Annotated in this window: 11 protein-coding genes; 8 read left to right on the top strand and 3 right to left on the bottom strand. The window is 58.0% G+C overall.

Going from position 1 to position 13,637, the window contains the following annotated elements:
- The first annotated feature begins 108 nt into the window (after nucleotides 1-108).
- Complete coding sequence (gene hisD / locus KGA98_RS03845) at nucleotides 109-1,446, top strand: histidinol dehydrogenase (RefSeq protein ID WP_223501364.1); 1,338 nt, start codon at nucleotides 109-111, stop codon at nucleotides 1,444-1,446.
- Between the two features lie 2 nt (nucleotides 1,447-1,448).
- The gene (gene hisC, locus KGA98_RS03840) at nucleotides 1,449-2,501 is read left to right on the top strand and encodes a histidinol-phosphate transaminase (RefSeq protein WP_154861588.1); all 1,053 of its coding nucleotides are present in this window, start codon (nucleotides 1,449-1,451) and stop codon (nucleotides 2,499-2,501) included.
- A 116-nt stretch (nucleotides 2,502-2,617) separates the two neighbouring features.
- Here hisC and algW read toward each other — a convergent pair whose 3' ends face one another.
- Nucleotides 2,618-3,778, bottom strand: coding sequence for a Do family serine endopeptidase AlgW (algW, locus tag KGA98_RS03835; RefSeq protein ID WP_223501356.1), 1,161 nt, complete (start codon nucleotides 3,776-3,778; stop codon nucleotides 2,618-2,620).
- Between the two features lie 103 nt (nucleotides 3,779-3,881).
- Here algW and KGA98_RS03830 point away from each other — a divergent pair, with 103 nt between their 5' ends.
- The 6 genes from KGA98_RS03830 (at nucleotide 3,882) to KGA98_RS03805 (ending at nucleotide 10,178) form a co-directional block, all read left to right on the top strand.
- A complete protein-coding gene (locus tag KGA98_RS03830; RefSeq protein WP_057716409.1) occupies nucleotides 3,882-4,640 on the top strand; it encodes a Nif3-like dinuclear metal center hexameric protein in 759 nt (252 codons plus the stop codon).
- A 247-nt stretch (nucleotides 4,641-4,887) separates the two neighbouring features.
- Entirely contained in the window at nucleotides 4,888-5,805 is a 918-nt protein-coding gene (gene cysD / locus KGA98_RS03825; protein WP_008046199.1) for a sulfate adenylyltransferase subunit CysD, read from the top strand.
- Nucleotides 5,806-5,814: 9 nt separating this feature from the next.
- Nucleotides 5,815-7,713: a sulfate adenylyltransferase subunit CysN gene (gene cysN, locus KGA98_RS03820; protein ID WP_102669094.1), complete on the top strand. Its 1,899-nt coding sequence runs from the start codon at nucleotides 5,815-5,817 to the stop codon at nucleotides 7,711-7,713.
- A 542-nt stretch (nucleotides 7,714-8,255) separates the two neighbouring features.
- Nucleotides 8,256-8,807, top strand: coding sequence for a hypothetical protein (locus tag KGA98_RS03815; RefSeq protein WP_223501354.1), 552 nt, complete (start codon nucleotides 8,256-8,258; stop codon nucleotides 8,805-8,807).
- Nucleotides 8,788-9,375 (top strand): 2OG-Fe(II) oxygenase, encoded by a 588-nt coding sequence (locus tag KGA98_RS03810; RefSeq protein WP_223501352.1) that lies wholly within the window; start codon nucleotides 8,788-8,790, stop codon nucleotides 9,373-9,375. Before KGA98_RS03815 ends, KGA98_RS03810 begins: the two co-directional genes overlap by 20 nt.
- Nucleotides 9,375-10,178: a hypothetical protein gene (locus tag KGA98_RS03805; RefSeq protein ID WP_223501344.1), complete on the top strand. Its 804-nt coding sequence runs from the start codon at nucleotides 9,375-9,377 to the stop codon at nucleotides 10,176-10,178. The genes KGA98_RS03810 and KGA98_RS03805 overlap by 1 nt, the downstream gene beginning before the upstream one ends.
- 394 nt (nucleotides 10,179-10,572) lie before the next feature.
- Here KGA98_RS03805 and KGA98_RS03800 read toward each other — a convergent pair whose 3' ends face one another.
- A complete protein-coding gene (locus tag KGA98_RS03800) occupies nucleotides 10,573-11,478 on the bottom strand; it encodes an acyltransferase (RefSeq protein ID WP_057716407.1) in 906 nt (301 codons plus the stop codon).
- On the bottom strand, nucleotides 11,479-13,578 hold the full coding sequence (gene pta, locus KGA98_RS03795) for a phosphate acetyltransferase (protein ID WP_223501342.1): 2,100 nt from the start codon (nucleotides 13,576-13,578) through the stop codon (nucleotides 11,479-11,481).
- Between the last annotated feature and the right edge of the window lie 59 nt (nucleotides 13,579-13,637).

The following is a 13,637-nucleotide window of genomic DNA, read 5'->3' as shown; positions in this document are numbered from 1 at the left end:
AGTCGCGCCCGTCTATCCGCCTCATAGCCAGAATTCTCAGGTGCCCAAGCGGAAACGACTGCTAAGTTAGGGCGCCTGAGTTTTTGCCATTCCTATGAGGCTCTCGCTATGACCGCACCGACTGCAATTCGCCGACTCAACGCTGCTGACCCGGATTTCGCGCATCATCTGGATCATCTGCTGAGCTGGGAAAGTGTGTCTGACGACTCGGTCAATCAGCGGGTGCTGGACATCATCAAGGCTGTGCGTGAACGTGGCGACGCGGCACTGGTGGACTTTACCCGCCAGTTCGACGGCCTGGACGTGAAGTCCATGACCGACCTGATCCTGCCGCGTGAGCGTCTGGAATTGGCACTGACGCGCATTACCGTGGCTCAGCGCGAAGCGCTGGAAGTCGCCGCCGCCCGTGTGCGCAGCTACCACGAAAAACAGAAGCAGGACTCCTGGAGCTACACCGAGGCCGACGGCACCGTGCTGGGCCAGAAAGTCACGCCGCTGGACCGTGCCGGCCTGTACGTACCCGGTGGCAAGGCGTCGTACCCGTCGTCGGTGTTGATGAACGCGATTCCGGCCAAGGTCGCCGGCGTCACCGAAGTGGTCATGGTCGTACCGACCCCGCGCGGTGAAATCAATGAACTGGTGCTGGCCGCTGCCTGCATCGCCGGCGTCGACCGTGTGTTCACCATCGGTGGTGCTCAAGCCGTTGCCGCATTGGCTTACGGCACCGAAAGCGTGCCGAAGGTCGATAAAGTGGTCGGCCCGGGCAACATCTATGTCGCCACCGCCAAGCGCCACGTGTTCGGCCAGGTCGGAATCGACATGATCGCCGGTCCCTCCGAGATCCTCGTGGTGTGCGACGGCCAGACCGATCCGGACTGGATCGCCATGGACCTGTTCTCCCAGGCCGAGCACGACGAAGACGCCCAGGCGATTCTGGTCAGCCCCGACGCCGAATTCCTCGACAAGGTCGCCGCCAGCATCGCCAAGCTGATGCCGACCATGGAGCGCGCCGCGATCATCGAAACCTCGATCAATGGCCGTGGTGCACTGATCAAGGTGCGCGACATGGAGCAAGCCATCGAAGTGGCCAACCGCATCGCGCCGGAGCACCTCGAATTGTCCGTTGCCGATCCACAAGCCTGGCTGCCGCAGATCCGCCACGCCGGTGCGATCTTCATGGGGCGCCACACCTCTGAAGCCTTGGGCGACTACTGCGCAGGTCCCAACCACGTGTTGCCGACCTCCGGCACCGCGCGTTTCTCCTCGCCGCTGGGTGTGTACGACTTCCAGAAACGCTCGTCGATCATCTTCTGTTCCGAGCAGGGCGCTTCCGAGTTGGGCAAAACCGCTTCCGTGCTGGCCCGTGGCGAATCGCTGACCGCCCACGCGCGTAGCGCCGAGTACCGCATCGTCGACGAAGACTTTCCACAAGGGCAGGGGAACTGAACATGAGTAAATTCTGGAGCCCGTTCGTCAAGAATCTGGTGCCTTACGTCCCGGGCGAGCAGCCGAAGCTGGCAAAACTGGTGAAGCTCAACACCAATGAAAATCCGTACGGTCCATCGCCCAAAGCCTTGGCCGCGATGCAAACCGAACTGAACGACAACCTGCGTCTGTACCCGGACCCGAACAGCGATCTGCTGAAGAACGCGGTCGCCAGGTACTACGGTGTGCAAAGCAATCAAGTGTTCCTCGGCAACGGTTCCGATGAAGTGCTGGCGCACATCTTCCACGGTTTGCTGCAGCACGATCAGCCGCTGTTGTTCCCGGATATCAGCTACAGCTTCTACCCGGTCTACTGCGGTTTGTACGGCATCAAGTTCGACGCGGTGCCGCTGGACGAGCAGTTCCAGATCAACCCGGCGGACTATGCCAGGCCGAACGGCGGGATCATCTTCCCCAACCCGAACGCACCGACCGGCTGCCTGTTGGCGCTGGAAGCGGTGGAGCAGATTCTCAAGGCAAGCCCGGATTCGGTGGTGGTGGTCGACGAGGCCTACATCGACTTCGGTGGCGAGACGGCAATCACCCTGGTGGACCGTTATCCGAACCTGCTGGTGACCCAGACCCTGTCCAAGTCCCGTTCCCTGGCGGGCCTGCGGGTTGGATTGGCGGTCGGCCATCCGGACCTGATCGAGGCGCTGGAGCGGATCAAGAACAGCTTCAACTCCTATCCGCTGGATCGCATGGCGAATGTCGGCGCTGCCGCCGCGTTCGAGGATCGCGAGTATTTCGACAAGACCTGCCGGTTGGTGATCGAGAATCGCGAGAAGGTCGTTGCACAGCTGGAGGAGAAGGGTTTTGAAGTGCTGCCATCGGCGGCGAACTTCATTTTTGCCCGTCACCCCCGGCACGATGCGGCGGGGCTTGCGGCGAAGCTGCGCGAGCAAGGCGTGATCGTCCGGCACTTCAAGCAGGAGCGGATTGCCCAGTTCCTGCGGATCTCCATTGGCACGCCAGAGCAGAATCAGGCGCTGATCGACGGCCTGGGCGACTTGTAAAACCAGGCACGACCCTGTGGGAGCGAGCTTGCTCGCGATGGTGTCTCAGATACATTGATGTTGACTGACACACCTTCGCGACCAAGCCCGCTCCCACAAGGGTTTGTATTAGCCGTTTACTCTTCTTCTTTATCCTTGATCGGAGCCGGCGGCGGACGCAGGCCGACTTCAGCCATCAGCTTGAGCTCCTTGCCGTTACGCATCACCTCGATCGCGACCTTGTCGGTCGGCTTGATCCGCGCTACCTGATTCATCGAGCGACGGCCATCACCGGCCGGTTCGCCATCGATGGCAAGAATCACATCACCCAGTTGCAGACCGGCCTTCTGTGCCGGGCCATCGCGGAAAATTCCCGCCACGACAATGCCTGGACGACCGGACAAGCCGAACGACTCGGCCAGTTCCTGGGTCAGCGGCTGCACCTCGATACCCAGCCAGCCACGAATCACCTGGCCGTGCTCGATGATCGACTTCATCACTTCCATCGCCAGCTTCACGGGGATTGCGAACCCAATGCCCTGGGAGCCCCCGGACTTGGAAAAGATCGCCGTGTTGATGCCGGTCAGGTTGCCGATGGCATCCACCAGCGCACCGCCTGAGTTGCCCGGGTTGATCGCCGCATCGGTCTGGATGAAGTCTTCGTAGTTGTTCAGGCCCAATTGATTGCGCCCGGTGGCGCTGATGATGCCCATGGTTACGGTCTGGCCGACGCCGAAGGGGTTGCCGATGGCCAGCGCGACATCGCCGATGCGGATGTTGTCGGAACGCCCCACGGTGATCGCCGGCAAGTTTTTCAAGTCGATTTTCAGAACCGCGAGGTCGGTCTCCGGGTCGCTGCCGATCACTCGCGCCAGGGTTTCCCGGCCGTCCTTGAGCGCCACCACGATCTGGTCGGCACCGCTGGTCACGTGGTTGTTGGTCAGGATGTAGCCTTCCGGGCTCATGATCACGCCGGAACCGAGGCTCGACTCCATGCGTTTCTGCTTGGGCGAGTTATCGCCGAAGAAGCGACGAAACTGCGGATCTTCGAACAGCGGATGGTTGGGTTTGTTGATGACTTTGGTGGTGTACAGGTTCACCACCGATGGTGCCGCGGTGGATACCGCTTCGGCATAAGACACCGGACCCTGCTGCATGCTGGTGGTTTGCGGCGCCTGTTGCAGATTGACGTCGAGGCTCGGGAGCCCGACCCACTGCGGGTAACGCTGGATTATCAAAAGAGCGACAAGCACGCCGGCCAACAGCGGCCAGCCGGAAAAACGCAGCGCCTTGAGCATTAAGCAGTTCCTGAGAGAGTTGCAGGCGGTCTGGGACCGCTCATAATGACGCGCATTATACGAGGCCGCACGCGCCTCTGAACGGGATATTTAGGAGTCTTTTATGGCCGTCGCCCTGAGCACCCTGGTCGAAGAAGCCGACCGCTACCTCAACAGCGCCAAAATCGCCGATTATTGCCCCAATGGCCTGCAGGTCGAGGGGCGGCCACAAGTGATGCGCATTGTCAGTGGCGTCACCGCCAGCCAGGCCTTGCTCGATGCGGCCGTGGAGGCCAACGCAGACCTGGTGCTGGTGCATCATGGCTACTTCTGGAAAGGTGAAAACCCGTGCATCACCGGCATGAAGCAGCGCCGCTTGAAGACCCTGCTCAAGCACGATATCAGCCTGTTGTCCTATCACCTGCCGCTGGACCTGCACCCGGACGTCGGCAATAACGCGCAGCTCGCGCGACAGCTCGACATCACCGTCGAAGGACCGCTGGATCCGGACAACCTGAAGATTGTCGGCCTGGTCGGCTCGCTGAACGAGCCAATGATGCCCCGGGATTTCGCCCGCCGCGTCCAGGAAGTGATGGGGCGTGAGCCGCTGTTGATCGAAGGCAGCGCCATGGTACGCCGCGTCGGCTGGTGCACCGGTGGTGGCCAGGGTTACATCGATCAAGCCATTCTGGCGGGTGTCGATCTTTATCTCAGCGGCGAGGCTTCCGAGCAAACCTTCCACAGCGCCAGGGAAAACGACATCAGCTTCATCGCCGCCGGTCACCATGCGACCGAGCGCTACGGCGTTCAGGCGCTGGGGGATTATCTGGCCCGTCGGTTTGCGCTGGAGCACATCTTCATCGATTGCCCGAATCCGATCTGACGAAACGCTATCCCTGTAGGAGCGAGCCTTGCTCGCGATGTACCCGAGAACACCGCGGGGTGTCAGACTCCCAGCGTTATCGTTGACGCCCATCGCGAGCAGGCTCGCTCCTGCAGGCCAAACAGGCAGGCATATTCATATGCTCTTTCGATCTAGTTGGCGTCCTGATTAGAAGGGGTCGCTGTGCTAGGATCCCCGCTCGAACACGGCCCGGTGGCCGTTCATAAGAAAGTTTTCGTGAGTAGCCATGGTCGACAAACTGACGCATCTGAAACAGCTGGAGGCGGAAAGCATCCACATCATCCGCGAGGTGGCCGCCGAGTTCGATAACCCGGTGATGCTGTACTCCATCGGTAAAGACTCCGCCGTGATGCTGCATCTGGCACGCAAGGCGTTCTTCCCGGGCAAGCTGCCGTTTCCGGTGATGCACGTCGACACTCGCTGGAAATTCAAGGAGATGTACAGCTTCCGCGACAAGATGGTCGCCGAGCTGGGCCTCGACCTGATCACCCACGTCAACCCGGACGGCGTGGCGCAGGACATCAACCCGTTCACCCACGGCAGCGCCAAGCACACCGACATCATGAAGACCGAGGGCCTCAAGCAGGCACTCGACAAGTATGGTTTCGACGCAGCATTCGGCGGCGCCCGTCGCGATGAAGAGAAATCCCGCGCCAAAGAGCGCGTGTACTCGTTCCGCGACAGCAAGCACCGCTGGGATCCGAAAAACCAGCGCCCCGAGCTGTGGAACGTCTACAACGGCAAGGTCAACAAGGGCGAGTCGATCCGCGTCTTCCCGCTGTCGAACTGGACCGAGCTGGACATCTGGCAGTACATCTACCTTGAAGGCATCCCGATCGTTCCGCTGTACTTCGCCGCCGAGCGTGAAGTCATCGAGAAGAACGGCACGCTGATCATGATCGACGACGAGCGCATCCTCGAACACCTGAGCGACGAAGACAAAGCGCGCATCGTCAAAAAGAAAGTGCGTTTCCGTACCCTTGGTTGCTACCCGTTGACGGGCGCGGTGGAGTCCGAGGCCGAAAGCCTCACGGACATCATTCAGGAAATGCTCCTGACGCGAACTTCCGAGCGCCAGGGCCGTGTCATCGACCACGATGGCGCAGGCTCGATGGAAGACAAAAAACGTCAGGGTTATTTCTAAGGGGTTGTCATGTCGCACGCATCTGATTTGATCAGCGAGGACATCCTCGCCTACCTGGGCCAGCACGAACGTAAAGAGCTGCTGCGCTTTCTGACCTGCGGTAACGTCGACGACGGCAAGAGCACCCTGATCGGGCGCCTGCTGCACGACTCCAAGATGATCTACGAAGATCACCTGGAAGCCATTACCCGCGATTCGAAAAAAGTCGGCACCACCGGCGAAGACATCGACCTGGCGCTGCTGGTCGACGGCCTGCAGGCCGAGCGTGAACAAGGCATCACCATCGATGTCGCGTACCGCTACTTCTCCACCGCCAAGCGCAAATTCATCATTGCCGACACCCCTGGCCACGAGCAGTACACCCGCAACATGGCCACCGGTGCCTCCACCTGTGACCTGGCGATCATCCTGGTCGACGCCCGTTACGGCGTGCAGACCCAGACCCGTCGCCACAGCTTCATCGCCTCGTTGCTGGGCATCAAGCACATAGTCGTGGCCATCAACAAGATGGACCTCAAGGACTTCGACCAGGGTGTGTTCGAGTCGATCAAGGCCGACTACCTGCAGTTCGCCGAAGGCTTGAAGATGAAGCCCACCACGATGCACTTCGTGCCGATGTCTGCGCTGAAAGGCGACAACGTGGTGAACAAGTCCGAGCGCTCGCCGTGGTACACCGGCCAGTCGCTGATGGAGATCCTCGAGACCGTGGAAGTTGCGGGCGATCGCAACTTCACCGACTTGCGTTTCCCGGTTCAGTACGTCAACCGTCCGAACCTGAACTTCCGTGGCTTCGCCGGCACACTGGCCAGCGGCATCGTCAAGAAAGGCGACGAAGTCGTGGTCCTGCCGTCGGGCAAGAGCAGCCGCGTGAAATCCATCGTCACCTTCGAAGGTGAACTGGAGCACGCAGGTCCTGGTCAGGCTGTAACGCTGACCATGGAAGACGAAATCGATATTTCCCGTGGCGACCTGTTGGTACATGCCGACAACGTGCCGCCAGTCACCGACAGCTTCGAAGCGATGCTGGTGTGGATGGCTGAGGAACCGATGCTGCCGGGCAAGAAGTACGACATCAAACGCGCCACCAGTTACGTGCCGGGCTCCATCGCCAGCATCGTCAACAAGGTCGACGTGAACACCCTGGAAGAAGGTCCGGCCAGCGCGTTGCAGCTGAACGAAATCGGCAAGGTCAAGATCGCGCTCGATGCGCCGATTGCCCTTGACGGTTACGACAGCAACCGCACCACCGGCGCCTTCATCATCATCGACCGCTTGACCAACGGCACCGTTGGCGCGGGCATGATCGTCGCCCAGCCTTTGGCCCATGGCACCAGTACGCACCACGGCAAACTGGCCCACGTTGCCACCGAAGAACGCGCACAGCGCTTCGGCCAGCAACCGGCCACCGTGTTGTTCAGCGGCTTGTCGGGCGCAGGCAAAAGCACCCTGGCGTATGCGGTTGAACGCAAGTTGTTCGACATGGGGCGTGCGGTGTTCGTGCTCGATGGCCAGAACCTGCGTCACGACCTGAACAAAGGTCTGCCACAGGATCGCGCCGGGCGTACCGAGAACTGGCGTCGTGCCGCGCACGTGGCGCGTCAGTTCAACGAGGCTGGTCTGCTGACCCTCGCTGCGTTCGTTGCCCCGAGTGCCGAAGGGCGTGAACAGGCCCGGGAACTGATCGGCAAGGAGCGTCTGCTGACGGTCTACGTCCAGGCTTCGCCGACGGTCTGCGCCGAGCGTGATCCGCAAGGTTTGTACGCGGCGGCCGGGGATAACATCCCGGGCGAGTCCTTCCCGTACGACGTGCCGCTGGATGCCGACCTGGTGATCGACACCCAGTCCGTGTCGCTGGAGGAAGGCGTCAAGCAAGTGCTGGGTCTGCTGCGTGAGCGTGGCGCGATCTAAGCCTTAGCCGGAAATGAAAAACCCGCCGATGAGTGATCATCGGCGGGTTTTTTTGTGTTCTTGAAAACGCCTTCGCTGGCAAGCCAGCTCCCACAGTTTTGAAGGTGTTCACAAATTTTTGTGAGCGACGCGATCTTTGTAGGAGCTGGCTTGCCGGCGAAGAGGCCCTTGCAGCCACATCACTTGCTGGATAAGTCCAATGCAAGTCGTGTAAGCAATCGGCAATTTCGCGTGAGTTTCCAGCGCTGTTAGCGCATGGGAAATGGACTACAGGAATATCGGAAACGGGTAAGTTATATTTATTCGCATGCAGAGATATTGTCCTTGGTAGATGCAAGGTAGAAGTCTATTCGGGTGTATGTTGGGTCGATTGCACAAAGGCAGATATCAAAGGTAGGAGACGTGCCACTAGTGTGCACGTTAATTGTTCTGGATGTTGCGTGCTGCGCCAAAGAGTGTGTAATAGCGGAATTTTTATCGATCCAGAAAACACTCAACCCTTAGGTGCATAATGTTGTTGGTCAGCGTTCATGGGGGGGTGTATGCGTGCAAAAGATTTATATATCCCTTCTGGGTATGTTGCGGGTGTGGGTGAAGTTGTTTTTTGTGTAATTGTATTTTTTTTCCTGGTTTTTGCATCGGCTTATATGCTCGGCGACGTAAAGGAGATCCCTTCCTTGCCAGAAAGGCTGGTTATGGAGAATGCTTACATATACAGAGAAGTTTCGCAGTCAAGGAATGACTCATATTTGTATCTGAAGGTCGGGTTGGGTGATGATGCGTATAACTACACTATTGTGGCTCGTAGTAGTGATCTTCAGCATTTGGATTTGAGGAAGTCACGAAAACTGTGGGTCGCTGTAGACTCAGATCGGAGTAAGCGGTTTGTTTGGTGGATTTATGATTTTGATAACAGATTGATTGTCAGTCGTGAAGAGATATTGGATTGGATGAGGTACTACAATAGTGGGAACTATTTTGTGGCGATTTTGGGAGCTGTTTCGTCCTTGTATTTGCTTCTGATAATTGTTCGAAACGGAGTTTGGAATAGAGTTGTAGCGAAAAGGAAAGCGCATGAAAGTCGAGCGGATTGATAATCAGATATATGTAGTTGACGATTTCCTCACGGAAAGCGAAGAGGTTGGTATAAAACTTCAGCTTAAGGGGGCTGTCTGGAGATACAACTGGCCGAATTATGAAGAACTCCCCTTCGTTAGACCCTGTTGGCACGTGTTTATTGCGGGTAAAGGTCGTCCTGATCGGCAGTCCTGTTTAGAAGAATTGAGCAGCAATGAATCATGGCGTTTTCTGATCGGTTTTTGGGAGCGATTTTCAGACTTACATAATTTTAACATGACATTATTAGGTGTTTATGCAAACGGGCAGACGTTCGGGCAAGACACCATTATTCACCGTGATAACAAGACGAACCCAGGATTGACCGTGATCGTTTTCTGTAACGAGTACTGGCCGACGTCCTGGGGAGGGGAGCTCGTTTTCTACGATGATAATAAAGAAAATATCGTCAAGGCAGTTCTGCCGAAATCTCGTCGCGTAGTGATATTCGATGGACGAATTCCACATGCTGCGAGATCACCTTCCGTGAAGTGTGATCAGGTAAGAATGACACTTGCATTTAAAACTGTGATCAAGGAGAAATAATGGCCGGGAAAGCTGAAATATTTTTAGGTGTCGTGAGCGATGGTGTAACTGTAGGCTCGGGCGCAACTGCGATATCAGACCAGTTCTTGGTTAACGGTAATGGGATGGTGTTGTTTAACCAAGCAGCGCAAACCGGTGCTGTAATAGCGAGCGTGACGTCAGTCACTAAGCTGGCAGGTCCCTATGTTCCCATTGTGAGTATGCCAGCCAATATAGTTGCAGGTACGATTACGTTTCTAAAGATTGGGGTGGATGTTAGGGATGGGGCCGGTTTTCAAAGGGGTGATGTCATTAGTCTTGTGGGGAATGTTGCAGGTGTGATTGCTACCATGGCTGTTTTGGGAGCCGCACCGTTCATGGTTGTTGGTGGTGCAAGTGTTGTATCAATAGGAGTTGGTCTGTATTCTATTCTTAAATCAAAAGCGTTTGAAAGTCTAGCGATGAATGCTACGAACTTCTTTAAAGGTAACGTTTTGGATAGCTATCTTGACTATGTCTGGGCGCCCGATATGAGGCTTGTGCATAGAGACATCCTGGGGGCGTCATACAACAATTATATGCTTTCATTTAATTGGTCGCCTGAGAGCGGGGAGTTGGTGCCTTCGGCATTTTCTACAGTCAGTGAACATAGTAGGGGTGGGGGTTTTGTTCCGCCCACAAATCCGGTGATTCCGGTTCCTCCTCCAGAGATAGTTCCAACAGTTACCATCGGTCCTCTTGAGTTTGGCAATCAAAATGCTGGCAAGGACGATAACGGTGATGAGTATGGATGCTGTACTGGGGGAAGTGATGGTTATGTGTAGCGAAACCCATATATAAGTTATCTGTTTCTCATTTTTGTCTTCAGATTTTCAGTGAAAGCCAACTAGATATTCGACAGTCTTAAGCGTCAAGCCCGAGTCAGGCTGAACTTAAGAGTGCGCTGGTGAGTGGGTAATCGTCAGCTTCATCGCTTGGAACTGAGTTCCGTTTCGCTGGAAGACGGCGTCAAGCAAGTGCTGGATCTGCTACGCAAGCGTGGTGCGATCTAAGCGCTGACCGGTAAAAAGAAACCCGTCGATGAGTGATCATCTGCGGTTTTTTTTTGGTCAACTCGGTCAAATGTGGGAGCGGGCTTGCTCGCGAAAGCGGTGGATCAGTCAGCATCCATGTTGAATGTCAGTCCGTATTCGCGAGCAAGCCCGCTCCCACATTGGTTCAGCGGCGGTCTGGGAATTCGTGGTGCAGCTGTTCCAGCAACGCATCCTTGTCCAGCCACAACTGATTGATCCAGCCCTGAAACTGCAGGCGGTACTCACCATCCTGGTCGTAGTTCTTGCCGATGAACTGTGGCGGAATCTTCAGCTCTTCAAAGTGCACCACCACATCCGCAACGTTCCCGCACAGCAAATCCCAGAAACCCGGGCGCCCGGCGGGGTAGTGGATGGTCACGTTGACCAGGGATTCAAGCTGCTCGCCCATCGCATCCAGCACAAAGGCAATGCCGCCGGCCTTGGCCTTGAGCAGGTACTTGAAGGGTGACTGCTGTTGCTTGTGCTTGCCCTCGGTGAAGCGAGTGCCTTCGACGAAGTTGAAAATGCCCACCGGGTTGTCGCGGAATTTCGCACAGGTCTTGCGGGTGGTTTCCAGGTCCTTGCCTTTCTTCTCCGGGTGCTTTTCCAGATAAGCCTTGGAGTAACGCTTCATGAACGGAAAGCCCAGCGCCCACCAGGCCAGACCGATCACCGGAACCCAGATCAACTCCTGCTTGAGAAAGAACTTCAGCGGCTGAATGCGCCGGTTTAGCACGTATTGCAGCACCAGGATGTCGACCCAGCTCTGGTGGTTGCTGGTGATCAGGTACGAATGCTGATAGTCGAGGCCTTGCAGGCCGCTGATGTGCCAGCGTGTGCGGCGCACCAGGTTCATCCAGCCTTTGTTGATGCTGATCCAGGCTTCGTGGGTATGGCTCATCAGCCAGCCCGCGAGGCGCTGGGTGAGGGCGAACGGCAATACCTTGACGAGTGCCACGCAGAACAGGAACGAGCAGAGCAGAATCGTGTTCAATGCCAACAGTAGCGAGGCGATCACGCCCCGCAGCGCAGCAGGTAAGAAGTCCAGCATTTACACATCCATAGGTCGGTTGGCGGCTTGAATCGCGGTCAGGGCGATGGTGTAGACGATGTCATCGACCTGCGCGCCGCGCGGCAAATCGTTCACCGGTTTGCGCAGGCCTTGCAGCATCGGGCCGAGGCTGACGCAGTCGGCGCTGCGCTGTACGGCCTTGTGCGTGGTATTGCCGGTGTTGAGGTCGGGGAATACGTAAACCGTGGCACGACCGGCCACCTGACTGTTCGGCGCCAGTTGCCGGGCCACGCTTTCGTTGGCGGCAGCGTCGTACTGCAAGGGGCCGTCGATCAGCAGCGAGTGCTGTTGTTCGTGGGCGAGCAGGGTTGCCTCGCGGACCTTCTCGACTTCTTCACCGCTGTCCGACTCGCCGCTGGAGTAGCTGATCATCGCCACCCGTGGCGTGATGCCGAACGCGGCAGCCGAATCAGCGCTTTGCAGGGCGATCTCGGCCAGTTCACTGGCGCTCGGGTGCGGGTTCATCACGCAGTCGCCGTAGACCAGCACCTCTTCCGGAAACAGCATGAAGAACACCGACGACACCAGGGTGCAGCCTGGCGCGGTTTTAATCAGCTGCAGGGCCGGGCGGATGGTGTTGGCGGTGGTGTTGATCACACCCGATACGAGGCCGTCGACTTCATCCAGGGCCAGCATCATGGTGCCGATCACCACGGTGTCTTCCAGTTGTTGCTCGGCCATCGGCGCATTGAGGCTTTTGCTTTTGCGCAGCGCGACCATCGGCTCGACATAGCGTTCGCGGATCGAGTCCGGATCGATGATTTCCAGGCCCGGTGGCAACTCGATGCCCTGGGCACGGGCGACGGCCTGCACGTCCTCGGGCTTGGCCAGCAACACACAGCGAGCGATGCCACGGGCCTGGCAGATCGCAGCGGCCTGCACGGTCAGCGGCTCGCTGCCTTCGGGCAGTACGATGCGCTTGTTGGCCGCCTGGGCGCGCTGGATCAATTGATAGCGGAAAACCGCTGGCGACAGGCGCATTTCCCGTGGCGTACCGCAGCGCTGGTGCAGCCAGTTGGCATCGAGATGGCCGGCGATGAAATCGGTGATGATTTCGGCGCGCTCGCGGTCATCGATGGGGATTTCCTTGTTCAGGCCATTGAGCAGGTTGGCGGTGTCGTAGGAGCCGGTACTCACCGACAGCACCGGCAAACCAGCCTGCAGGGCGCCACGGCACAGGTCCATGATGCGTGGGTCGGGCAGGGTGTCGCTGGTCAGCAGCAGGCCGGCGAGCGGCACGCCGTTCAAGGCCGCGAGGCTGACGGCGAGGATGATGTCGTCGCGGTCGCCGGGGGTCACCACCAGCACGCCGGGCTTGAGCAACTCCACGGTGTTACGCATGGTGCGGGCGCAAATGATGATCTTGGTCATGCGCCGGGTTTCGTAATCACCGGCGTTGAGCACTTGCGCGCCCATCAGGTCGGCGACGTCGCGGGTGCGCGGGGCGTTCAGTTCCGGCTGGAACGGAATGCAGCCGAGCAAGCGGAAATCACCACTGCGCAGCAACGGCGAATGCTCTTTCAGGCGCGTGGCGAAGGCCTCCATGCTTTCTTCGGTCTTGACCTTGTTGAGGATCACACCGAGGACTTTCGGGTCTTTCGGGCCGCCGAACAACTGCGCCTGCAACTCGACGCGACCGGAGAGCTCGGTCAGCACTTCGTTTTCCGGTGCCGAGACCAGGATCACCTCGGCATCGAGGCTCTTGGCCAGGTGCAGGTTGACCCGCGCGGCATAACTGGCGCTGCGGGTCGGCACCATGCCTTCGACGATCAGCACGTCCTTGCCGATGGCAGCCTGCTGATAAAGGGTGATGATTTCTTCGAGCAACTCATCGAGCTGGCCGTCGCCGAGCATGCGCTCGACATGGGCCAGGCCCAGGGGCTGGGGCGGTTTCAAGCCGTGGGTACGCGCCACCAGTTCGGTGGAACGTTCCGGGCCCGTGTCGCCCGGATGCGGCTGGGCAATCGGTTTGAAAAAACCGACCTTGAGCCCGGCCCGCTCAAGGGTGCGCACCAGCCCGAGGCTGATGGAGGTCAGACCCACGCCAAAATCGGTGGGCGCGATAAAAAAAGTTTGCATGCGGATTCTCTGAAGGAGCATGGCAAAGGTGATCATCTATATCTGACGATCTACCGAAA

The organism is Pseudomonas sp. BF-R-24 (assembly GCF_019947335.1).
In the GTDB taxonomy this organism is placed as follows: Bacteria; Pseudomonadota; Gammaproteobacteria; order Pseudomonadales; family Pseudomonadaceae; genus Aquipseudomonas; species Aquipseudomonas jessenii.
The sequence above is the reverse complement of the archived record's forward strand: the minus strand, read 5'-3'. Positions and strand labels throughout refer to the sequence as shown.

Bases quoted from the DNA above. Each gene is read 5' to 3' on its own strand.
- KGA98_RS03805 (WP_223501344.1), top strand. From the start codon at position 9,375: ATGGCCGGGAAAGCTGAAATATTTTTAGGTGTCGTGAGCGATGGTGTA.
- KGA98_RS03815 (WP_223501354.1), top strand. From the start codon at position 8,256: ATGCGTGCAAAAGATTTATATATCCCTTCTGGGTATGTTGCGGGTGTG.
- hisD (WP_223501364.1), top strand. From the start codon at position 109: ATGACCGCACCGACTGCAATTCGCCGACTCAACGCTGCTGACCCGGAT.
- algW (WP_223501356.1), bottom strand. From the start codon at position 3,778: ATGCTCAAGGCGCTGCGTTTTTCCGGCTGGCCGCTGTTGGCCGGCGTG.
- cysN (WP_102669094.1), top strand. From the start codon at position 5,815: ATGTCGCACGCATCTGATTTGATCAGCGAGGACATCCTCGCCTACCTG.
- KGA98_RS03810 (WP_223501352.1), top strand. From the start codon at position 8,788: ATGAAAGTCGAGCGGATTGATAATCAGATATATGTAGTTGACGATTTC.
- hisC (WP_154861588.1), top strand. From the start codon at position 1,449: ATGAGTAAATTCTGGAGCCCGTTCGTCAAGAATCTGGTGCCTTACGTC.
- KGA98_RS03830 (WP_057716409.1), top strand. From the start codon at position 3,882: ATGGCCGTCGCCCTGAGCACCCTGGTCGAAGAAGCCGACCGCTACCTC.
- KGA98_RS03800 (WP_057716407.1), bottom strand. From the start codon at position 11,478: ATGCTGGACTTCTTACCTGCTGCGCTGCGGGGCGTGATCGCCTCGCTA.
- pta (WP_223501342.1), bottom strand. From the start codon at position 13,578: ATGCAAACTTTTTTTATCGCGCCCACCGATTTTGGCGTGGGTCTGACC.
- cysD (WP_008046199.1), top strand. From the start codon at position 4,888: ATGGTCGACAAACTGACGCATCTGAAACAGCTGGAGGCGGAAAGCATC.